This window comes from Faecalicatena contorta (assembly GCF_003149105.1).
In the GTDB taxonomy this organism is placed as follows: domain Bacteria; phylum Bacillota; class Clostridia; order Lachnospirales; family Lachnospiraceae; genus Muricomes; species Muricomes contortus_C.
In genome coordinates this window covers 22,110-42,609 of the sequence record NZ_QGDS01000002.1, presented here as the reverse complement: position 1 = coordinate 42,609, position 20,500 = coordinate 22,110, and the positions used below count along the sequence as shown (strand labels likewise).

General features: G+C 42.5%; 19 protein-coding genes and 1 riboswitch. Of the genes, 2 read left to right on the top strand and 17 right to left on the bottom strand.

What is annotated here, in order from left to right; genetic code table 11:
* Positions 1–237 precede the first annotated feature (237 nt).
* From A8805_RS03565 to A8805_RS03525, 9 genes are all read right to left on the bottom strand, one after another.
* Positions 238–714 (bottom strand): pyridoxamine 5'-phosphate oxidase family protein, encoded by a 477-nt coding sequence (locus A8805_RS03565; RefSeq protein ID WP_109708854.1) that lies wholly within the window; start codon positions 712–714, stop codon positions 238–240.
* 220 nt (positions 715–934) lie between these two features.
* A complete protein-coding gene (locus tag A8805_RS03560; RefSeq protein ID WP_109708853.1) occupies positions 935–1,561 on the bottom strand; it encodes an ECF transporter S component in 627 nt (208 codons plus the stop codon).
* A 187-nt stretch (positions 1,562–1,748) separates the two neighbouring features.
* Positions 1,749–1,874, bottom strand: a riboswitch (FMN riboswitch).
* Positions 1,875–2,004: 130 nt separating this feature from the next.
* The gene (locus A8805_RS03555) at positions 2,005–3,411 is read right to left on the bottom strand and encodes an FAD-binding oxidoreductase (protein ID WP_109708852.1); all 1,407 of its coding nucleotides are present in this window, start codon (positions 3,409–3,411) and stop codon (positions 2,005–2,007) included.
* Positions 3,412–3,413: 2 nt separating this feature from the next.
* Positions 3,414–4,607 (bottom strand): electron transfer flavoprotein subunit alpha, encoded by a 1,194-nt coding sequence (locus A8805_RS03550; RefSeq protein ID WP_109708851.1) that lies wholly within the window; start codon positions 4,605–4,607, stop codon positions 3,414–3,416.
* 12 nt (positions 4,608–4,619) lie between these two features.
* Positions 4,620–5,408: an electron transfer flavoprotein subunit beta/FixA family protein gene (locus A8805_RS03545; RefSeq protein ID WP_109708850.1), complete on the bottom strand. Its 789-nt coding sequence runs from the start codon at positions 5,406–5,408 to the stop codon at positions 4,620–4,622.
* 18 nt (positions 5,409–5,426) lie between these two features.
* A complete protein-coding gene (locus A8805_RS03540) occupies positions 5,427–6,968 on the bottom strand; it encodes an L-lactate permease (protein ID WP_109708849.1) in 1,542 nt (513 codons plus the stop codon).
* 239 nt (positions 6,969–7,207) lie between these two features.
* Positions 7,208–7,897 carry a FadR/GntR family transcriptional regulator gene (locus A8805_RS03535; protein ID WP_109708848.1) on the bottom strand — a complete coding sequence of 230 codons (690 nt, stop codon included), beginning with the start codon at positions 7,895–7,897 and terminating at the stop codon, positions 7,208–7,210.
* Positions 7,898–8,028: 131 nt separating this feature from the next.
* Positions 8,029–9,264 (bottom strand): MFS transporter, encoded by a 1,236-nt coding sequence (locus A8805_RS03530; RefSeq protein WP_109708847.1) that lies wholly within the window; start codon positions 9,262–9,264, stop codon positions 8,029–8,031.
* Positions 9,265–9,411: 147 nt separating this feature from the next.
* The gene (locus A8805_RS03525; protein ID WP_109708846.1) at positions 9,412–10,143 is read right to left on the bottom strand and encodes an AAA family ATPase; all 732 of its coding nucleotides are present in this window, start codon (positions 10,141–10,143) and stop codon (positions 9,412–9,414) included.
* 193 nt (positions 10,144–10,336) lie between these two features.
* On the opposite strand from A8805_RS03525, the gene A8805_RS03520 reads away from it, so the two are divergent.
* Entirely contained in the window at positions 10,337–10,927 is a 591-nt protein-coding gene (locus A8805_RS03520; RefSeq protein WP_109708845.1) for an HAD family hydrolase, read from the top strand.
* Between the two features lie 38 nt (positions 10,928–10,965).
* Here the strand turns inward: A8805_RS03520 and A8805_RS03515 are convergent, their stop codons facing one another.
* Together A8805_RS03515 and A8805_RS03510 are read right to left on the bottom strand one after the other, a co-directional pair.
* Entirely contained in the window at positions 10,966–11,676 is a 711-nt protein-coding gene (locus tag A8805_RS03515) for a flavodoxin family protein (RefSeq protein WP_109708844.1), read from the bottom strand.
* 63 nt (positions 11,677–11,739) lie between these two features.
* Complete coding sequence (locus tag A8805_RS03510) at positions 11,740–12,753, bottom strand: zinc-dependent alcohol dehydrogenase family protein (RefSeq protein ID WP_109708843.1); 1,014 nt, start codon at positions 12,751–12,753, stop codon at positions 11,740–11,742.
* Positions 12,754–12,926: 173 nt separating this feature from the next.
* On the opposite strand from A8805_RS03510, the gene A8805_RS03505 reads away from it, so the two are divergent.
* On the top strand, positions 12,927–14,297 hold the full coding sequence (locus A8805_RS03505; protein ID WP_109708842.1) for an aldehyde dehydrogenase: 1,371 nt from the start codon (positions 12,927–12,929) through the stop codon (positions 14,295–14,297).
* A gap of 15 nt (positions 14,298–14,312) precedes the next feature.
* On the opposite strand, the gene nadA is transcribed toward A8805_RS03505, so the two are convergent.
* The 6 genes from nadA to cysK form a co-directional block, all read right to left on the bottom strand.
* Positions 14,313–15,233: a quinolinate synthase NadA gene (nadA, locus tag A8805_RS03500; protein ID WP_109708841.1), complete on the bottom strand. Its 921-nt coding sequence runs from the start codon at positions 15,231–15,233 to the stop codon at positions 14,313–14,315.
* A 37-nt stretch (positions 15,234–15,270) separates the two neighbouring features.
* On the bottom strand, positions 15,271–16,446 hold the full coding sequence (locus A8805_RS03495) for a MalY/PatB family protein (RefSeq protein ID WP_109708840.1): 1,176 nt from the start codon (positions 16,444–16,446) through the stop codon (positions 15,271–15,273).
* Positions 16,447–16,491: 45 nt separating this feature from the next.
* Positions 16,492–17,637 (bottom strand): trans-sulfuration enzyme family protein, encoded by a 1,146-nt coding sequence (locus A8805_RS03490; RefSeq protein WP_109708839.1) that lies wholly within the window; start codon positions 17,635–17,637, stop codon positions 16,492–16,494.
* A 119-nt stretch (positions 17,638–17,756) separates the two neighbouring features.
* Positions 17,757–18,203, bottom strand: coding sequence for an RrF2 family transcriptional regulator (locus tag A8805_RS03485; protein WP_109708838.1), 447 nt, complete (start codon positions 18,201–18,203; stop codon positions 17,757–17,759).
* Positions 18,204–18,236: 33 nt separating this feature from the next.
* Positions 18,237–19,547, bottom strand: coding sequence for an O-acetylhomoserine aminocarboxypropyltransferase/cysteine synthase family protein (locus tag A8805_RS03480; protein WP_109708837.1), 1,311 nt, complete (start codon positions 19,545–19,547; stop codon positions 18,237–18,239).
* A 20-nt stretch (positions 19,548–19,567) separates the two neighbouring features.
* Positions 19,568–20,500 (bottom strand): cysteine synthase A, encoded by a 933-nt coding sequence (gene cysK, locus A8805_RS03475; protein ID WP_109708836.1) that lies wholly within the window; start codon positions 20,498–20,500, stop codon positions 19,568–19,570.

The window sequence follows — 20,500 nt, the reverse complement described above, 5'->3', positions numbered from 1 at the left end:
ATCTTCACGAGTTCGTAATAAGCCCGTAATAAACTATATGCTTAAGATTTCGAACTTATTACAGATATTACAAAATTGTTACAAGGATTATTCTAATACAAAATTATCATTCTGTCAACTTTTTTATTTCCCGCCCGTATTTTCCCGGGTTTTTCCGAAGTTTTAAAACAATTCTGAAAACGAGCTGCAAAAGGGTCAGTCCCTTTTCAAAAGGGACTGACCCTTTATTTATCCCCTTTATTTTCTTTGTTTTCCGCTGAATTCTTCTGCTGTTATTTTTATCACTGTCACTATGGATGCCATCTTTTCGTTAAACTCAAAATGTTTTCCTGTCTGACACTTCATCAGGATACTTAGCGCCTCCATTTTTTCCTCGGTTTCTTCTACAATCTCTGCCCGTCCCTTTCCTACAAGGCTGGCGTACCTGAATCCATATTGGCATGCTGTTTTATCCTCAACCAATTCATGATCACAGTCTAATTCAAATCCTACCTTTGGATTCGCTTTTAATAAGTCCAGCTTTTTTCCTTCCAGCGCAGCATGAACATAGAAAACCAATTTATCTTCTTCATATGTATATCCAAAGTTCAGAGGCAAAATATAAATCCCATCCTCATCATACATTCCTATACGCATTACCTTACAGGTATCCAATACATGCAGTATTTCCTCCTGTCCTTTCATTTCTCGGTCTTTTCTTCTAATTTGAGTCATGATTCTGCTCCCTTCTTTTTTCAATTTTCTAGATTATATCATATTTTTTTCCTTTTTGAGCGCTTTATCTTGAGAGGGCAGAGGATAATCAAAAAAACACCTTATGGTTCAGAAGACGATGGCTTTTAGCACTGCGTCATATCTTCTATACCATAAGGCATTTTTATCATAAACCATTTCAGGTTCTGTCACTGCATTTTTTGTCCAAACTCCTGAGGTCCTATCTCATCCTGAATACCGGACTGATTTTCTTATAAATCAGGAATACAACCAGGGATACCAGCACACCCTTTAATAAGTTAAATGGCGCTACTGCAAACAATACAAGAGTGGAAAGGCTTGTAATATTTGCATTTACAGCAGTTCCCATCTGTACCAGTGAATCTATAGGCATACCAAACGCTGCTGCATAAACCGGGAGCAAGACATACGCATTCAATACACATCCGAGCGCGGTCATACATATCGTGCCCACAGCCATTCCTGTAATTGCACCCTTTCTGGTCCGATTCTTTCTGTAAATCAGTCCCGCGGGAACACACAGTGAGCAGCCAATCAAAAAGTTAGCGATTTCTCCAACTCCCGCTGTAATCGTTCCATTTATAACAAAATTCAAAAGAATTTTCACAAATTCAATGACAACTCCTGCCAGCGGCCCCATCACAAAACAACCGACTAACACCGGGACCTCACTGAAATCAATCTCGTAAAATGCAGGTGCAAAGGGAAGTGGAATTTCAAATAACATTAGTATTACGGCAATCGCAGATAACATACTAATCTGCGCAATGGTACGGATTTTACTCCTGGATTGTGTTCTTGATACTACATTTGTTTCTGTACTCATTTTGCTTCTCTCCTTTAATTAAAAAATTTAAAATTGAAAAGAAAGAAAATCTTCTTGGAAATTATGCTGGCGATACAGTGCGATCTCCCAAAGGCTTTTATGTAATAGAAAACACAGTTTTCTATTACATAAAAAAATCCCCGAATTATATATCCGGGGATTAAATCATACTTGTACGCGTATGCCAAAATTTCTTCTCTCATCCAGACTTTACTGTCGGTACTGGAATTGCACCAGTTCAGCCGTTATTCCAAAATAACGGGTCGCGGACTATACCGCCGGTTGGGACTTGCACCCGACCCCGAAGAATTCATTCTATTCTATGGATTATTATAACTCGTTAGAATGGTGATTTCAAGAGCTTTTTTGTTTTTTTGTAAAATTCCCCACCGTACCAGGGGCTGATGAATCATTATGAATAATTCAGATTTATGATACCCCCTCTACATCTGCGCCACTTTATGCGGATTTAAAATATTCTTAGGATCAAATACTTTTTTGATTCCATTCATCAGGCTGATATTTTCATTTGGAAGAGACTCTCTTAAATACGGTTTCTTTGCATATCCGATGCCATGTTCTCCAGATACCTGCCCTTTCAGCTCATAAGCCTTCTGATAAATTTTTTCCATAGCTGCTTTCATCCGTTTTTCCCATTCCTCATCGCTTAAATCATCTTTCAGAATGTAAGCATGAAGGTTTCCGTCACCCGCATGGCCAAAACTCTTTATTCTGATATCCACTTCATTGTGGAGATTATGAAGGTATGTCACCATCTCATTCACACAGTTTCTGGGGACTACCATATCTACCTCATCCATATAGGTAGTGGAGCCTTTGATTGCCTCCAGGAAAGCACCTCTGGCTTTCCAGATGGACTCTTCCCTCTCCTCAGTATTTGAAATGAGCACGTCAAGGGCGCCCTGCTCCAGACAAAGCTTTGCTACTTTGTCATAAGCCTCTTCTACCTCCTCTGAAGAGTTTCCATCGAATTTCAGCAGAAGATATGCGTCCGATTGTTTATCCGGAAATGCCCTGCCCAGATATTCTTCTGCGTCCATAATAACCTCCCTCTGCATAAACTCTATCGCCGTAGGAATGGATTTTGATTTAATAATCAGCGGAACAGTATCAATGGCCTGCTTCAGTGTAGGGAACGGAATCAGAAGACTGATAACCTTTTTAGGAAGCGGCATTAGCTTAAGAATTGCCTTCGTGATGAAACCAAGTGTCCCTTCTGAACCAACAATCAAATCCTTTAAATCATATCCTGAACTGTTCTTTACTACTTTTCCCCCAAACTGTGTAATCTCACCATTAGGAAGGACTACCTCCAATCCCATCACATAATCCCGGGTAACTCCGTATTTTACAGCACGCATACCCCCTGCATTGGTACTGATATTCCCTCCGATTGTAGCTGATTTTTCACCTGGGTCCGGCGGATAAAAGAAATCATGTTCCTCCACATATGCGGCCAGCTCCATCAGCAGTACACCAGGCTCTACTGTGACCGTCAGATTCTCTTCGTCCAGTTCCAGAATCCCGTTCATCAGACTTGTATCAATCATGATTCCATGTTCCATTGCCACCGAAGATCCTACCAGCCCTGTCCCCGCACCTCTGGGCGTTACCGGAATGGTATGCTCATATGCATATTTCATAATCCGGGATATCTCCTCTGCCGATCCAGCCTTCACAACGATATCGGGATAACTGCTGGTGCCGCTCAGCTCATCATGGCTGTATTCCTCGTTGATGTTATCTCCTGCCAGAACACGTTCGTCATCCTTTATAATCTCTCTAATATATGTAATATCCTTTTCATCTATCCTCTTATAACCGTTCATAATTATGCTCCTTTCTTCTCTTCCACCTTTTTAATAAGCTGTGGAATCACTTCGTAAAGGTCCCCCACCATGCAATAATGGGCCGTCTTGAAAATAGGTGCTTTCCCATCTTTATTAATGGCAAATATATTTTCCGAATGATTCATACCGGCAGCAAACTGCACTGAGCCTGACACCCCGCAGGTGATAATGAGCTTTGGCCGTACCGTCCGCCCGCTCAGGCCAATCTGATACTTGGCATCCATCCATCCGGCTTCCACCATGGGTCTTGTGCACGCAAGCTGCCCGCCCAAAAGCTCTGCCAGCCGGTGAAGCATATCCAAATCTTCCTGTTTTTTCACTCCACGGCCTGCTACAACCAGTACATCTGAGTTCTCTATAAATTTTTCTTTTTCTTTCAGAACAATATCCAGAACCTCCACATTTGCCTTTAATTTTTCCCGGTCAATCGTACAATTCACGATCTCCCCCGACTTATGCTCCATACGTTTCGGTGCATTCATAATCTTATACCTGACTGTAGCCATCTGTGGACGGTGATGGGGCGTTTTGATATGTGCCATAATATTTCCCCCGAATGCCGGTCTTATCTGGGACAAATCTGTGTTCTCATTCATCTGAAGAACTGTGCAGTCTGCCGTCAGCCCGGTTCTCATTCTGGCCGCAACTCTGGGTGCAAGCTGGCGTCCCACTGTAGTTGCACCAACCAACACGGAGGATGGTTTTATACGATTAATAAAATCTTCAAAAACTGCTGTATAAGGCTCTATCTTGAAACGGTCCAGCTCCGGCTCGTCATAGACAAAAATTTTGTCTGCCCCATAGTGCTGAAGCTCCCTGCTCCTTTCTGATATATTCTTTCCCATAAAAAGAGCATACACTGGATGCCCTGTCACCGCTGCCAATTCTCTGGCTTTTCCAAGAAGTTCGTAGGTAACCGGGTGAATGACACCGTCCACATGGTCCACATAGACAGCAATCCCCTTCCACTCATCCTTATTTATCTCTTCTCTGACTTCATCCTCCACATACTCTACTGCACCCTGAGGTCCTTTCTTTACACAGAGCCGGCACATTTTACAGGCTGCATTGATTGTCACTTTACCTTCTTTTTCTTCCATGGCCCCGAAAGGGCACACCTCTATTAATTTCTGATTATCTGTAATCTTTTCCTGATGTACGATTAACTTTGCCATAATCTTAGCCTCCTATGCAAATTTCATTTCTACAATCTTGTCAAACAGCTTTTCTGCCAGTACTTCGCTGCTGCCTTCCCATACTTCTTTTTTGTCGTTAGCCTCCGGTGGAAATATCTTTTGTACCTGTGTAGGTGATCCATTTAATCCATAATGTGTCTCATCTTTATCTGTCATGTCATCCAGAGAAAGCACCTGGATCCTGCGCTCTTTTGTCTCTATCTTTTTTACATAAGAGGGAAGCCTTGGCTGAAAAATATCCTTATTCACAGCCAGCAGACAAGGAAACTGTACTTTTGCCACTTCCACTTCTCCCGGAAGATCCATGTTGACTGTAATTCCATCCTTTTCAATTTTACATATCTGTACTACATCTGCCACACTGGGGATATTCAGCCATTCTGATATTTCCGGTCCTACCTGGGCCGTGTCTCCGTCCGTTGTCTGTTTTCCGCAGAGAATTAAATCAAAATCTCCGCAGGATTTGATTCCCTGTGCCAGGGTATAGCTGGTGGCCAGGACATCCGCACCACCGAATCTTCTGTCTGATAGAAGTGTGCCTTCATCTGCCCCCATTGCAAATGCTTCTCGTATCACTTGCTCTGCCTGTGGCGGTCCCATGGTAATTACATGTATACTTCCTCCCACCTCTTCACGGATACGCAGCGCAGTCTCCAGATTATATAGGTCATAAGGGTTCATCTTTGATGCCGCTCCGTCTCTCTTGAGTACGCCTGTCACCGGATCCACTTCCACCTTATTACTCTCGGGTACCTGTTTAATACAAACAAAAATTTTCATACATCTTACCTTCCTTTCTTATATCAGCAAATTGCCTGCAAAGGCAACACAGCCTGCAATTATAATAAACAATGCACAGTACTTTATTACCGTGTTCAATATTTTACTTTCACTTCCCATCAGATTCGTAGCAGCAGCTCCGATGGCAATACTCTGAGGAGAAATCATTTTTCCAATAGTCGCTCCCACCGTATTGGATGCCGCAAGCCAGGCCTGGCTGATTCCCAGACTAGCTGCCGTCTCTGCCTGCAGGCTTCCGAACAATACATTGGCAGAAGTTCCGCTTCCTGTTATAAATGTTCCGATTGCTCCTACAAAAGGCGCCACAATCGGGTAGAAGCTTCCGGTAACCGCAACCAGCATTCCAGCGATAGCAGCAATCATTCCGCTGTAACTCATAATCTTTGCCATAGCCATAATTGAAACAATTGTTAGAATTGTTTTCCACATCTGCTTTATTGTATCCAGCAGAACTTTCCACATTTGTTTAAATCCTGCTCCCTGTATTTTTCCTCCGATGACTGCTGCGGCCAGTATCAGTACTCCCGGCGTTGCAAGCCATGTGAAGGTATAAGGCTCAGCACCTGCTCCTGAGTAGATAACAACTCCTGTCTTTACAGATGCAAGCACATCGTGCAGAGACGGTATCATTTTTGATGTAAGGAGCAGAAAAGCAAAGATTAAAATAAAGGGCATCCATGCTTTTCCTGCTTCTGTGACTGTAATGCGGCGTCCGCTCTCATGATTTTCTGCATCGATCTCATATTCCGGGTCCGCCTTTTTATACCACTTCTTCGCTATGACGATAGTCACTATCATGGAACAGATAGAACCAATAATAACCGGCAGCTCTGCTCCCAGGAATCTGGCAGCCAAAAGCTCCGTCACCGCAAAAGATACTCCCGATGCCAGAACGACAGGCCAGATATCTTTCAATGCTTTCACCGACTTTCCCACAATGATTACCATGATAAACGGTGTAATCAAAACCAAAGGCATAAGCTGAATCGCAGTATTCCATGTCACAGCTTCACTGGAAAGCCCGGTAATCTGAGCGAGGGTAACTGTTGGAATACCTACAGACCCAAAAGCAGTCGGGGTGGCATTGGCAACTAAACAAGCTGCTGTTGCCAGTATCGGGAAAAAACCCAGTCCGCACAGCATGCTTGCAGGAATGGCTACTGCTGTTCCAAATCCTGCCATTCCCTCCAGAAAACCACCAAACCCCCAGCCTATAATTAACAGCAGAATCCTCTTATCCTTTGATACTCCCGTTAGAATCTGTTTGATAACGTCCATACTTCCAGTTGCAATGCACAAATTATACGTAAATACCGCTGCAATAATTACCAGGCTAATTGGCCAGACTGCCAATGCAACACCTTCTATACCTCCTGTCACACAGTCTAAAACCGGCATCCTCCAATACAGCAGAGCCAAAATAACTGCAATTGCCAATGCTGCAGGACATGCCTTATATGCCGGCTTCTTCAGAATACTTAATGCCAGCATCAGCCACAATATCGGCACAAGTGCCAGCACAAATCCTATGATTTCCATATAAAATCCCTCCATACCCGCTATAAATTTTTATAGAATTGGTTGGACCAATTGCATCAAAAATATAACTTCAGCCACCGGCCTGCTGAAGTTACTTTTCAATTGGTTCTACCAATTATTTATGTATTTAGTATAGAATGATTATATTTCAATGTCAATATTTGTTTATTTTTTCACATCTTTATTTATTTTTTCACAATTATGTCTATTTTTTCACATTCATTTGTATAATTTCACCATTACATTTTCTTATCTAATATTTGATTTATCATGTCGAAGTGCCTTTTCAGGGCTTCCAGCCCCTTTTCCTCATCCTCTTCCCGCATTGCCGCCACAAGCTGCCTGTGACATTCATTCAACATTCCCTTCCGTTTCTCCGTACGCAGAATCTCATAGCGCATATCCTTGATGAAGTTATCAATTACCCCCGAACATGCTTCCAGAATATCAAAAAGCAATATATTTCCAGATGCCTCAGCAAGAGTATAATGTATCCTTTTATCCAGCTCTGCATTGACTTTATCGTCTGCGCTCTTATCCAGCTTATTAACATACTCCTCCATCCTGCGGATTTTTGTCTCATCTGCCTTTCCCAGGGCCAGGGAAAATGCCAGCATCTCCAACGAATATCGGACCTGGCTAATCTGTCTGTAGTCAATCTGATCCATAGCAAACATCATAGCCATAGTCTCCGTTATACTTTTTTGAAATTCACAGGTAATGTAATTTCCTGAGCCTTGCTGGGAAGATATTACCCCTGTCATGTCCATAATGCGTATGGCCTCACGGACTGAATGTCTGCTTACCCCAAGGGTATCTGCAATCTCTCTTTCCGGCGGCAGCTTCTCTCCTTGCCGAAGTTCTCCTGTCATAATTTTTTTTCTGAAATATTCAACAACACCTGCATAGGCTTTTCTCTGTTTTTCCATAATGCATTTCCCTTCCCTGTACTTTATAATTCCAGCTTTGGGCTCTCAGCCCCATAATATACGGAGTGCATATTCCTCCCTAGTTATACTGTCTTTTAATTTTGAACATCCTCTCTAATCAGTATAAATCTTTATATCCTTTGTCTTCTCGATGTCCGGGTGTGGCAGCTAAAGGCTAACAATCCCGCGGCAAACAGCAGCGCGATTCCCAATACTCCGTAACGGGAATGACCTGTCACCTGCGTAACGACACTTACCAGAAGCGTACCAAAAAAGGCAGCTCCTTTTCCAAATACATCAAATATACCAAAAAACTCATTGGCATTTTCTTTCGGAATAATGCGCGCAAAATAGGAACGTGAAAGTGCCTGTATACCTCCCTGAAATACAGCTACCCCCACAGCAAGCAGCCAAAATTCCCATGCTTGATCCAATTGAACAGCAAATAAAGCGATTGCAAAATATCCTAAAATAGACAGAGAAATCAATCTTTCTGTTTTAATCTTTTTACTCAATCTCGCAAACAGTATGGCACATGGAAAAGCTATCACCTGGGTGAGCAGCAGCGCCAGCAGCAGATTATTGTCAGAAATACCTACATCTTTTCCGTAAGATGTCGCCATTGTTATAATCGTATACACGCCATCAATATAGAGAAAAAAGGCAAACAGAAACGAGAAGATTTCTTTGTTTTCACGAACATGGGTAACAGTATGCCATAAACGTGATAAACTTTCATGTATTGGGCGGCCTCCACTTTCCACAGCATATATCTGACGATATCCATGAAGAATCGGAAGAGCACAAAAAAACCACCACAGAGCAGTTACAATAAAAGATAGCATAGTAGCAGTAGTTACGCCGATTCCTGTTACATCAGCGGTAAGGATTAATCCCAGACAGACTACAAACGGTATACAACTGCCGATATAACCCCAGGCATAACCGTGCGTGCTTATGATATCCGCACGTTTCTCATCCGTAATATCCGGCAGCATCGCGTCATAAAAAATCAGGCTTCCGGAAAATCCTGATTTAGCGATAACGAAAATGATGAGAAAGGCAAGCCAGCCGATGGGCAGAGCAAGACCCAGACATCCTATAATCCCTATAGACATGAAAGTAAGAAACAGTCTTTTCTTATATCCACGCAAATCGCCTACAGGGCCAAGTATCGGACCCAGAATGGCTATGATGATTGTTGCAATGCTGGTAGCATACCCCCAGTATGCGGTTGATACAGCGTTGCTGATTTCATCGGCTGATGCGATATTTTTAAAATAAATCGGTATAATTGTAGACACCAGCATAATAAACGCCGAATTACCCACATCGTAAAGTACCCAGCTTTTCTCCAACTTGTTCATACAGAACTTCTCCTTCATCATTTATCTTCTTATTCAGATTATATCAATATATTTTGAGCTTTTCACTAATAAGTTTCAAACTGATACTTTTATATAAAATTCAAAACCACCCTGCGCGTTAGCACAGGATGTGACTTTCATATGCCTCTATTTTTCATTTAATCTTCTAAGTAATTCTTTCCTGTTTTCTAAAAACAGCTTAGTTATAGTGAAACTGTCTGTCTCTTCATAAGCAATCGTTTCCAATTTTTGTTTGTCAAAAGTAAAAATCTGAGCATTATCCATCCCCAATAAAATAGGTGAATGTGTTGCAATTAAAAATTGTGAATTATCATTAACAAGTTCATTTATTCTTAATATTAGCGATAATTGTCTTTGCGGTGATAATGCTGCTTCTGGCTCATCCAAAATATAAAAACCATTTCCTCTAAAACGGTGCTGAATCAAGGACATAAAACTTTCACCATGTGAACACTCATGCAAATTTCCACCATACGATCGGATTAATTTGATTGGATCATCTCCATATATATCTTCAATGTAACTAGAAGTATTATAAAAGCTTTCGGCTCTCAAAAAATATCCATCCTTAGCTCTCATACCTTTTGTTAATAAAATAAAATCTGATAGACTAGAATGCGTATTCTTTGTTTGAAAACTGAAATTCAGGCTGCCCCCTTCAGGATTGAAACCATATGCAATTGCTATTGCCTCTAAAAGAGTTGATTTTCCAGAACCATTTTCTCCCACAAAAAAGGTAATCGGATAATTAAATTCCAAATCCGAAAAGTTCTTAATTACAGGTATACTATTATAATATTCGTTTTTAAAGGTACTCGTTTTTTTCAATTCGACCTTTTTTATGAATCCTGTATTCAATGTCTTGTGTCCCCCTCCCTGATATGGTAGCTATAACTATAGATATGTTTATAAAAAAAGGGCTTTTAAAACCCATATTAAAAAGCAATACCAAAGGCCAATTTCTCCTATCCTTATTTCTCCATTCATGTAATGTACAGGTTCAAAAATTTGTAGTAAAATGAAAGAAATACTAAGAAGGGAATCTATACAAATGAAATACCAAAACATTATTTTTGATTTTGGAAATGTACTTGTAAAATTTGATGCGCAGCAGGTTATCGGAAGGTTCTGCCCCGCCCCGGAGGACTTTTCCCTTATGAAAGGCGCTATTTTTCATAACTGGGAGGAATTAGACCGGGGCACAATTGATTATGGTGAATACATGGAACAGGCAGCTTCTCTGCTTCCCAAACGCCTGCATCCCTTCCTCCGGCAGATTTCTCTTGAATGGTGCCGGTACCTGTCTCCACTACAGAAGACATGGGATTTTATCAGAGAACTGAAAGAACAGGGATTTTCTCTTTATATTCTTTCAAACGCTTCCATATTTTTTGCAGAGCACATAGACTGTTATGAGATTACCAGGGAATTTGACGGCATCGTATTTTCGGGATACCCTCAGATGATGAAACCGGAGCCTGATATCTACCGCTATCTATTTGACAAATACCAGCTTAATCCCAAGAACTGTTTCTTCCTTGATGACAAGGCGGAGAATGTAAACGCCGGGCAGAAGCTGGGTATGGACGGTATCGTATTCACCGGAGATATCCAGGCAGTAAGGCAGGCCATCGGGTTCTAACTATACTGTGGCTGCATCCCTGCTGCCGTTTCTCTATCTTATCCCTTCCAGGGCAAGGTTTTATCCAGCCATCCCTGCTCTTTCCACCAGTTTTGATCTACGGGATTCCATGCAGACGCTTCTCCTTTTTGCATTTTCCTGAATAACTGGAACAAAAGTTTAGCACGAAGTGTCGTCCTGGGATGCCGGGATGCTTTACTCGCTTTTTGGGCAATCCGCCTTGCCTTCTTTTCTATTTCTCCCTTTTTAGCAGGAGACAGGTCTTTCACCCCCATAGCTTGGGAGATTAAGGGGAAACGGTATACTTTTGGAACACACATCCATTTTAATTTTTTAGCTAAGGATTTTAAAATTCCATTTGGAGGTGCTCCGGCGGAAGATGATACAACAATCCCTACCTTAGAAAACATACTTCCGTGAGGCCTGTGAGTTACCCAGCGGTATGCCAGATGGTCGAGGAGGTTCTTCATTGCACCACTCATATCCATAACATAGTTTGGCGTATCCAGTATAATAATATCTGCCCATTCCATTGCCAGGGCTATTGGCTGTACTTTTTCGGCTTCCGGACAATTGTTTTCACCTTTCACAAAACACAGGTTACAGCCCACACAAAATGCCGGCCCATCCTTGGGGAGAAAGAACTCTTTCAGCTGAGCATCCTCCTTCATTAAGTATTTCAATACAGCATGTGACATCGTGCAGGTAATGCCCTTATGTCCTTGTCCGTGGATTAAAGCAATATTCATTTTGCACTCCTATCCGAAAACATTTGTTTTATTTCTAATTTATTTTTCATTTCCGCCTTTTTCTTATGGAATAATCATCATCTTTCCGTTTTTCCCGCCAATTTCAAAAGCCGTTTCAATCTCATCCAGCGGAATGATATCTGATATCAGTTCCTTTAATTTTAACTTACGGTTATTTATTAACTCCACTGCTCTTCCATGGGTAAATGGATTTACATATGAAGCCGTAATCGTCAGTTCCCTCTGAAAAATTTCATAAGGTTTAATTGGAATTTCACAATCTGGGTCCGAAACCCCAAAGAATACAATGCGAGCACCTTGACCTGCATATTTGACGGCATCTTTCATGGTTTCTGCCCTCCCTACACATTCAATGGAAACGTTAACCTTCCGAATTTGATTCAGCTTCAGAACCTCAAATAAATCTTCTTCCATAGGGTTTACAACATAGTCAGCCCCCAACTCCAATGCCATTTTTCTTTTTGCTTCCATCGGCTCTGATACTATTACGACAGACGCCCCTGAAATTTTGGCAAGCTGCATCATAATCAGCCCAATTGTACCACCGCCGATAATCAAAACTACATCACCGGCTTTAATATGCGCCCGGTCAATTCCATGCAGGCAACAGCCCACCGGTTCACACATAGCAGCCTCTTCAAATGGAATATCCTCCTTCAAACGGTATACCTGTTTTTCCAGAACCGTACAGTACTCTGCAAATCCTCCATCATATGTAACCCCTGTTGCAGAATACCCTTCGCAAAAATGAGGTGTTCCGATTTGACATTCCCAGCAATTATTGCACATAATACTTGGATCAACCGTTACATGGTCGCCAACCTTCACCTTTTTTACATTCTCACCTACTTCTGCAACAATACCTGCAAACTCATGTCCTAATATTACCGGCGGGTAGCATTCAGAAGCTCCTTTTGCACCTCCATAAATGTGCATGTCCGTCCCGCATACCCCCGCTGCCTTTACCCGTATCAGCACTTCATCTGCTTTTGGGTGACGGCATTCATGATCCTCTACGAGAATCTTTCCTTTTTCGTAAAAAACCGCTGCTTTCATCTTTTACCCTCCAAGATTTTCTTTCTTGTCTTATTATATCTCCACGGAGCTGTCAATACAATACTGTAATCCTCATACCTGGTGCATATCTCGTAAATTCTTCTCTTTTATGTTATAATCTAAAAAATCGGTTACAATCTCAATTAAAATCTACATTTTCAGGGGGCATATCCATGTATGATGTTAAAAAAACACTTCAGGCACAGCGCAGTTTTTTTGCAGGCGGAGAAACGAAAGAAATCGCTTTTCGCACCGCCCGGCTTCGTCTTCTAAGGGAGTCTATTATAAAGCATGAGGAGGAAATCCTGCACGCCTTGAAGCTTGATTTAAACAAATCTGCTTTTGAGGCCTACGAAACAGAAGTGGGAATTGTCCTTGAAGAAATCAAATATACCTTGAAACATCTTACGAAATGGTCCCGGCCCAAGCGAAAGAGAACTCCGGTGACTCATTTTCCATCCTCCAGTTATCTCTACAGTGAGCCTTATGGCTCTGTACTGATTATGTCTCCCTGGAATTATCCGTTCCAGCTTGCCATGGCACCTTTGGTTGGCTCCATTGCTGCCGGAAACTGTTCCATTGTGAAGCCTTCCGAATATTCCTTATATACATCTGAAATCATTGAGAAAATTATAAAAGAGAGCTTTCCCGAAGACTACATCTCTGTTGTCCGGGGAGGCAGAACTGTAAATCATGCCTTATTAGAAGAACGTTTTGATTACATCTTTTTTACCGGAAGTGTTTCTGTGGGAAAACTTGTTATGGAATCTGCCGCAAGGCACCTGACTCCGGTTACTTTGGAGCTGGGAGGAAAGAGTCCGTGTATTGTAGATGACACGGCTGACATCGACCGTGCGGCAAAGAGAATTGTGTGGGGAAAGTTTTTAAATTCAGGCCAGACTTGTGTGGCTCCTGATTATTTGCTTGTGCACCGCACAGTAAAAGAAAAACTGATTTGCGCTATGAAAAAATATATCCGCATGTTCTATGGTGATACACCGGAAACGAATCCGGAATATCCTAAAATCATTAATCCAAAACATTTTGAACGTCTGATTGGACTTCTGCCCAGCGGATACGTGGCTGAGGGAGGCCGGTATAATGAAAGGAGCCTGCAAATCGCCCCTACAATACTGGAGCATGTGACATGGGAAAGTGCCGTCATGCAGGAAGAAATTTTCGGCCCGCTGCTCCCTGTGCTGGAATTCACTCATTTAGAGGAAGCCTTTTCCATGATAAATGCCCGCCCAAAACCACTGGCTCTTTATCTTTTTACCACAAAAAGAGAGCATGAATTTGCTGTAATGAAAACCGTCTCCTTTGGAGGGGGCTGCATCAATGATACTATTATTCACCTGGCGAATCCAAACCTTCCCTTCGGCGGCGTAGGGGACAGCGGCATGGGACAGTATCACGGCATCAACAGTTTCCTCACATTTTCACATCAGAAAAGTATCATTAAAAAATCAAATATGGTGGACATCCCGCTTCGATATCCACCATTTAAAGACCATATTAAACTTCTAAAAAGAATTATGAGATAAACATCCGAATGCTTTCTACTCTGCCGCTAACTGTAGCATTCGCTCCAAGGGGAGCTTTGCTTTCTGGATCATTGTTCCAGCAAGCTCTACTTCCGGCACTGTGCTCTCCAATGCAGATAAGACGCTCTCCAATTTGATACGCTTCATATTGGGGCAAAATTGCCGGTGTCCTACGGAATAGAATTTTTTATCCGGGTTTTTCTGCTGAAGTTCATAGAAAATGCCCATCTCTGTACAGATAAGAAATACTTTCTCTTCTGACTTTGTGGCATAATCTAAAATCTGTGACGTGCTGCCAATAAAGTCTGCCAGTTCCAGCACTTCCTCCGTGCATTCCGGGTGTGCCAGAATCAGGGCCTGGGGGTATATTTCTTTTGCCCGGAGCACTTCTTCTCTGTGTATACTTGTGTGAACATGGCAAAAACCATCGTGAAAGATAAAGTTTTTCTCCGGCAGCTGCTTTGCGGTATAACGGCCGAGATTATTATCGGGTATAAAAAATATATCTTTATTTGGCAGTTTCTTTACAATACGTATTGCATTAGATGAAGTAACACAGACATCGGATTCGGCTTTTATTTCTGCTGTAGAATTTACATAACAGACAACTGCCGCATCCGGGTATTGCTCCCGCACCTCATGAATACGCTCAATATCAACCATGTGGGCCATCGGGCAGTCTGCCTTCCGGTCAGCCATAATGACTCTCTTTTGGGGACTTAATATTTTTGCACTTTCTCCCATAAATGAAACGCCACAGAAAATAATTGTACCCGCAGGTACTGTGACAGCCTTTTCGGCAAGATAGTAGGAATCACCTACATAATCGGCAACTTCCTGCACATCTCCATCCACATAATAATGTGCAAGGATTACCGCATCTTTTTCCTTCTTTAACTCTGCAATCCGCTGTTTCATTTCTTCTTTTCCGCTCATTTTAACGATCTCCATTCCGCCGTAAAATCATGACATATTATATCTGATGAACTGCATCCTCTAACTGAACAAGTGCCTGCTGCAATGTTTTTCTCGGGCAGGCAATATTTATACGCTCAAAACCTTCTCCGACTTTTCCAAATATCGCACCGCTGTCCAGCCACAGGTTGGCCTTCTTTACAATCAACTCTTCCAGCTCTTCTTCCGGCAGATTCAGTTTCCGGAAGTCCAGCCATATGAGATATGTCCCTTCCGGCTCTATTAAAGTGATTTCCGGAAGACGCTCTTTCAGGAAGTCTTTTACAAAGTCCAGGTTTCCGGATAGATATTCCTTGAGCTGGCTCAGCCATTCCCAGCCTTCTTCATAAGCGGCCTGGCATGCCATCAGTCCCATTAAGTTTACCTGACTATACCCCTGGGCTGCAACCTCTTTTTTAAACTTCCTGCGAATATCTGAATTCGAAATAAAGATATTGGATATCTGAAGTCCTGCAAGATTAAACGTTTTGCTGGGTGCCGTACATGTAACCGTTATATCTGCATATCCCGGGGATAAGGCTGCAAATACATGATGGGAGTGCCCTGGATATGTAAAATCACTATGAATTTCATCACTAACCACAATGACACCGTATTTTACACAGATATCCCCAAGTTTTCTTAGTTCCCATTCTTTCCAGACACGCCCTACAGGATTGTGGGGGCTGCAGAGCAGAAATAATTTTACTCTATTTGCCTTGATTTTATCTTCAAAGTCCTGGAAGTCAATCTCATAATGCCCCTCTGATAATTTCAGAGGATTATTCACCAGCACTCTGCCATTATCGCAGATAACTTCACTGAACGGGTAATATACGGGCTTCTGGATCAGGACCCCGTCACCCTCCTGGGTAAACGCACGGATAGCTGCTGCAATCGCAAACACCACGCCTGGGGTTTTAACCAGCCAGTTTGGTCTGACTTCCCACCCAAAATGTTCTTTATACCACCTGGAAACAGCTAAAAAGTAATCTTCCTTTCCTTCGCTATATCCAAATATTCCATGCTTTACCACCTGCTCCAGCCTTGCAAGAATGGCAGGTGCTGTCTTAAAATCCATATCTGCTACCCATAGCGGCAGAATATCTTTACTCTTTCCCCTTTCCAGGGCAAAATCGTACTTCAGACAATTTGTTCCGTAGCGGTCTTCTATTATATCAAAATCAAACTTCATAGCTAGTTTCCAGTCTCCTCTCTCTTTCGCTGCTAACCTCTCTCTCTATTCCAGTGCCTGAGCCAAATCGGCAATCAAGTCTTCCGCATTCTCAATTCCTGCGGAAAATCTCAGAAAGTCACTGGTAATTCCCAGTTTCTCACGAAGGGCAACTGGAACATCGCCGTGAGTTTGAAGCATGGGATAAGTAATCAGAGACTCCACTCCACCCAGGCTCTCCGCATAGGTAATCAGCTTTACCTTCTCCAATATGGTTCTGGCAGTCTCCTCACTGTCCGTCTGAAAAGAAATCATACTGCCTGCCCCCCTGGCTTGTCTGCAATTCGTTTCATATCCAGGATGTTCAGGAAGTCCTACATAATATACTTGTTTTACCTTTTCCTGCTGTTTCAGCCATTCTGCAATCTGCGCTGCACTCTTTTGCTGCTTCTCCAGCCTGACAGACAGAGTTTTTATCCCTCTTATCAAGAGAAAGCTGTCAAAAGGTGACAGACAGCAGCCGATGGTCTTAAACAAATACCGTATCTTTTCCGCCAGGTCTTCTCTGCTTGTACTCAAAAAGCCAGCCAGGGTATCGTTATGTCCCTCAAGGAATTTTGTTCCGCTGTGGACAACAAGATCTGCTCCCAATAACAGGGGATTTTGAAGATATGGCGTCAAAAATGTATTATCTACTATAAAAAGAAGATGATGCTGGTCAGCCAGACGCTTCATCTCTGACAAATCCGTAATCTGCATCGTCGGATTACTGGGCGTCTCAATATACAATGCCTTTGTATTCTCCCGGATAGTCTGTTCAACAAGTTCTACATCGGATGTATTAATATAGGAAAACTCAATCCCTCTCCGTTCACCTATTGTCTGGAACATACGCACGGAACCGCCGTACAAATCCTCTGAGCAAATAATATGGTCACCTGCATCAAACAACTCCAGACACAAACCAATTGCCGCCATTCCAGTAGAACACGCTACTGTATCCACCGCGCCCTCCAGTGATGAAACCATTTCCTCCAGCTCTGCTCTGGTGGGATTACTCTCCCTTGTATAATCGTATCCTGTAGAATCTCCGATTCCCGGGTGTGAAAATGTCGCCGTCTGAAAAATCGGCACAGCAACTGCCCCAAACGGGTGCTTCTCCTGATTTCCCCCACCTCCATGAATACATCGTGTCTCTATATCATACCCCATCTTCTTTACCTCCTGTTCAAAGGGGGACAGTCCCTTTTGAAAAGGGACTGTCCCCTTTGCTCTCCTTTGTCAGAATATTCAGTAAAAACGGGAATACCTAAGTGTCCCCGTTTTTCTTCTTATATATAATACATGTCCTGCTCATATCCACTGTAAGCCAGATATTCTTTTTCCAAATCTTCCAGTGTTATATTTTTTAATATTTCATCCAGTTCTTCATTCACTTTGTCAATGATTACTTTCTGAATTGTCTGTATAATTTCCGGCTGACTGCCATCTTCTAAACTTTCTTCCGGTTCAATCCGATAGTTTCCGTCCAGCGCCTGCAGTATGGAAGCTACCGTGATATTTTCAGCCTTGTCATTCAGCAGATATCCGCCCTGCGGCCCTTTGATACTTTTTACAATTTCTGCTCTTCTAAGGCTTGCAAAGGCCTGTTCCAGGTATTGGAGAGAAATGCCGTTCCGCTCGGCAATACTGCTTAATGCCACATGGTCCTTTTTGGAATTTACAGATAAATCTATTAATGCCCTGAGTCCATACCTGCTTTTCTTTGAAAACTTCATAAATACCTCCACATGTCTTCGAAGCCTTTTTTATTATTGTACTGCTTTAAACGCTTCTGTCAAGTCTTCTATAATATCATCAATATGTTCTGTACCAATGGACAGACGGATGGTATTTGGCTTGATTCCCTGATCCTGAAGCTCTTCTTCTGTACACTGGCTGTGTGTAGTTGTCGCCGGGTGAATAACTAAAGACTTAACATCGGCAACGTTTGCTAATAGAGAAAACAGCTCCAAATGATCTATAAAGTTCTGGGCCTTCTTTGCATCTCCCTTAATTTCAAATGTAAAAATGGAGCCTCCGCCATTTGGGAAATACTTAGCGTATAATGCCTTTTGACTTTCATCCTCTGTTACAGACGGGTGGTGTACTTCTTCAACCTCAGGGTGATTTTTCAAGTATTCCACAACCTTAAGGGCATTTTCCACATGGCGTTCTACACGGAGAGATAAAGTCTCAAGTCCCTGTAAAAACAAGAAAGAGTGGAATGGGGAAACTGTTGCGCCTGTATCTCTTAACAGAATAGCCCGAATCTTTGTCACAAAAGCCGCAGGTCCTACTGCCTTTGTAAAACTGATTCCGTGATAGCTGGGATTTGGCTCTGTCAATGATAGGAATTTCCCGGAAGCTTCCCAGTCAAATTTTCCGCTGTCTACAATCACTCCGCCGATGGCTGTTCCATGGCCTCCAATAAACTTTGTAGCGGAATGTATTACGATATCTGCGCCGAATTCAATAGGGCGCACCAGGTACGGTGTTGCAAATGTATTATCAATAACAAGAGGAATCTTGTGTGCATGTGCAATCTTTGCAATCTTTTCAATATCTACTACATCTGAATTTGGATTTCCCAAAGTTTCTATAAATATTGCTTTTGTGTTCTCCTGTATTGCCGCTTCTACTGCCTGGTCATCAAAAATATCTATGAAACTCGTTGTGATTCCATACTGGGGCAATGTATGAGCCAGCAGGTTATAAGTACCGCCGTAAATATTCTTTGCAGATACAATATGATCTCCATTCTGCGCCAGATTTTCAATTGTATATGTGACCGCAGCCGCCCCGGAGGCAACCGCAAGAGCTGCCACGCCTCCCTCCAGTGCTGCAATCCGTCTTTCAAATATATCTTCTGTGGGATTGGTCAGGCGTCCGTAAATGTTGCCCGCATCTGCAAGGCCAAAACGTGCCGCCGCATGTTCACTGTTGTGGAATACATAGGAAGAGGTCTGATAAATAGGAACTGCTCTTGCATCCGTTACCGGATCCGGCTGCTCCTGCCCTACGTGAAGCTGTAATGTCTCAAATTTCAATTTCCTATTTTCTCTTGTAACTTTATCACCCATATCTTTTCTCCTCTTCTCATCTACTCCCCAAACAAAGGTGTGGAATAATATCTATCTCCTGTATCCGGTAACAATGTCACAATAGTCTTTCCCTTGTTCTCCGGGCGTTTTGCCAATTCGATTGCTGCTTGCAGCGCCGCTCCTGAGGAAATCCCCACCAGGACACCTTCCTGCTTTGCAAAAGATTTTGCTGCTGCAAATGCATCATCATTTTCTACTTTCAGAATTTCATCATAAATTTCCGTATTCAATACTTCCGGTACAAAGCCTGCCCCGATTCCCTGGATTTTATGCGGTCCCCCCTTGCCTTCTGAAAGAACCGGTGAAGCAGCAGGTTCCACTGCTACAATCTTAACTTCAGGATTCTTAGACTTCAGGTATTCACCTACCCCTGTAAGAGTACCTCCCGTACCAACTCCTGCAACAAAAATGTCCACATTTCCATCTGTATCATTCCAGATTTCCGGTCCTGTTGTGCTCTTGTGAATAGCAGGGTTTGCAGGGTTTACAAACTGTCCGGGGATAAAGCTGTTTGGAATCTCTTTCGCCAGCTCATCTGCTTTTGCGATAGCACCCTTCATTCCTTTTGCCCCTTCTGTCAGTACCAATTCTGCGCCGTAAGCCTTAAGTATATTTCTTCTTTCAATACTCATTGTCTCGGGCATAGTCAAAACAACACGATAACCTTTCGCTGCGGCAATTGATGCAAGACCAATTCCCGTATTGCCGGAAGTCGGCTCAATAATAACAGAGCCTTCTTTTAAAATTCCCTTCTCCTCCGCATCTTCAATCATTGCTTTCGCAATTCTGTCCTTGACACTTCCTGCCGGGTTAAGGTATTCTAGTTTTACCAGTATAGTTGCTTCCAGCTCTAAACTCTTTTCTAAATTTACTACCTCCATCAAAGGAGTCCTTCCGATTAAATCCAATGTTCCCTTAAATATATTTGCCAT

Bases quoted from the DNA above. Each gene is read 5' to 3' on its own strand.
- A8805_RS03565 (WP_109708854.1), bottom strand. From the start codon at position 714: ATGACTCAAATTAGAAGAAAAGACCGAGAAATGAAAGGACAGGAGGAA.
- A8805_RS03560 (WP_109708853.1), bottom strand. From the start codon at position 1,561: ATGAGTACAGAAACAAATGTAGTATCAAGAACACAATCCAGGAGTAAA.
- A8805_RS03555 (WP_109708852.1), bottom strand. From the start codon at position 3,411: ATGAACGGTTATAAGAGGATAGATGAAAAGGATATTACATATATTAGA.
- A8805_RS03550 (WP_109708851.1), bottom strand. From the start codon at position 4,607: ATGGCAAAGTTAATCGTACATCAGGAAAAGATTACAGATAATCAGAAA.
- A8805_RS03545 (WP_109708850.1), bottom strand. From the start codon at position 5,408: ATGAAAATTTTTGTTTGTATTAAACAGGTACCCGAGAGTAATAAGGTG.
- A8805_RS03540 (WP_109708849.1), bottom strand. From the start codon at position 6,968: ATGGAAATCATAGGATTTGTGCTGGCACTTGTGCCGATATTGTGGCTG.
- A8805_RS03535 (WP_109708848.1), bottom strand. From the start codon at position 7,897: ATGGAAAAACAGAGAAAAGCCTATGCAGGTGTTGTTGAATATTTCAGA.
- A8805_RS03530 (WP_109708847.1), bottom strand. From the start codon at position 9,264: ATGAACAAGTTGGAGAAAAGCTGGGTACTTTACGATGTGGGTAATTCG.
- A8805_RS03520 (WP_109708845.1), top strand. From the start codon at position 10,337: ATGAAATACCAAAACATTATTTTTGATTTTGGAAATGTACTTGTAAAA.
- A8805_RS03515 (WP_109708844.1), bottom strand. From the start codon at position 11,676: ATGAATATTGCTTTAATCCACGGACAAGGACATAAGGGCATTACCTGC.
- A8805_RS03510 (WP_109708843.1), bottom strand. From the start codon at position 12,753: ATGAAAGCAGCGGTTTTTTACGAAAAAGGAAAGATTCTCGTAGAGGAT.
- A8805_RS03505 (WP_109708842.1), top strand. From the start codon at position 12,927: ATGTATGATGTTAAAAAAACACTTCAGGCACAGCGCAGTTTTTTTGCA.
- nadA (WP_109708841.1), bottom strand. From the start codon at position 15,233: ATGAGCGGAAAAGAAGAAATGAAACAGCGGATTGCAGAGTTAAAGAAG.
- A8805_RS03495 (WP_109708840.1), bottom strand. From the start codon at position 16,446: ATGAAGTTTGATTTTGATATAATAGAAGACCGCTACGGAACAAATTGT.
- A8805_RS03490 (WP_109708839.1), bottom strand. From the start codon at position 17,637: ATGGGGTATGATATAGAGACACGATGTATTCATGGAGGTGGGGGAAAT.
- A8805_RS03485 (WP_109708838.1), bottom strand. From the start codon at position 18,203: ATGAAGTTTTCAAAGAAAAGCAGGTATGGACTCAGGGCATTAATAGAT.
- A8805_RS03480 (WP_109708837.1), bottom strand. From the start codon at position 19,547: ATGGGTGATAAAGTTACAAGAGAAAATAGGAAATTGAAATTTGAGACA.
- cysK (WP_109708836.1), bottom strand. From the start codon at position 20,500: ATGGCAAATATATTTAAGGGAACATTGGATTTAATCGGAAGGACTCCT.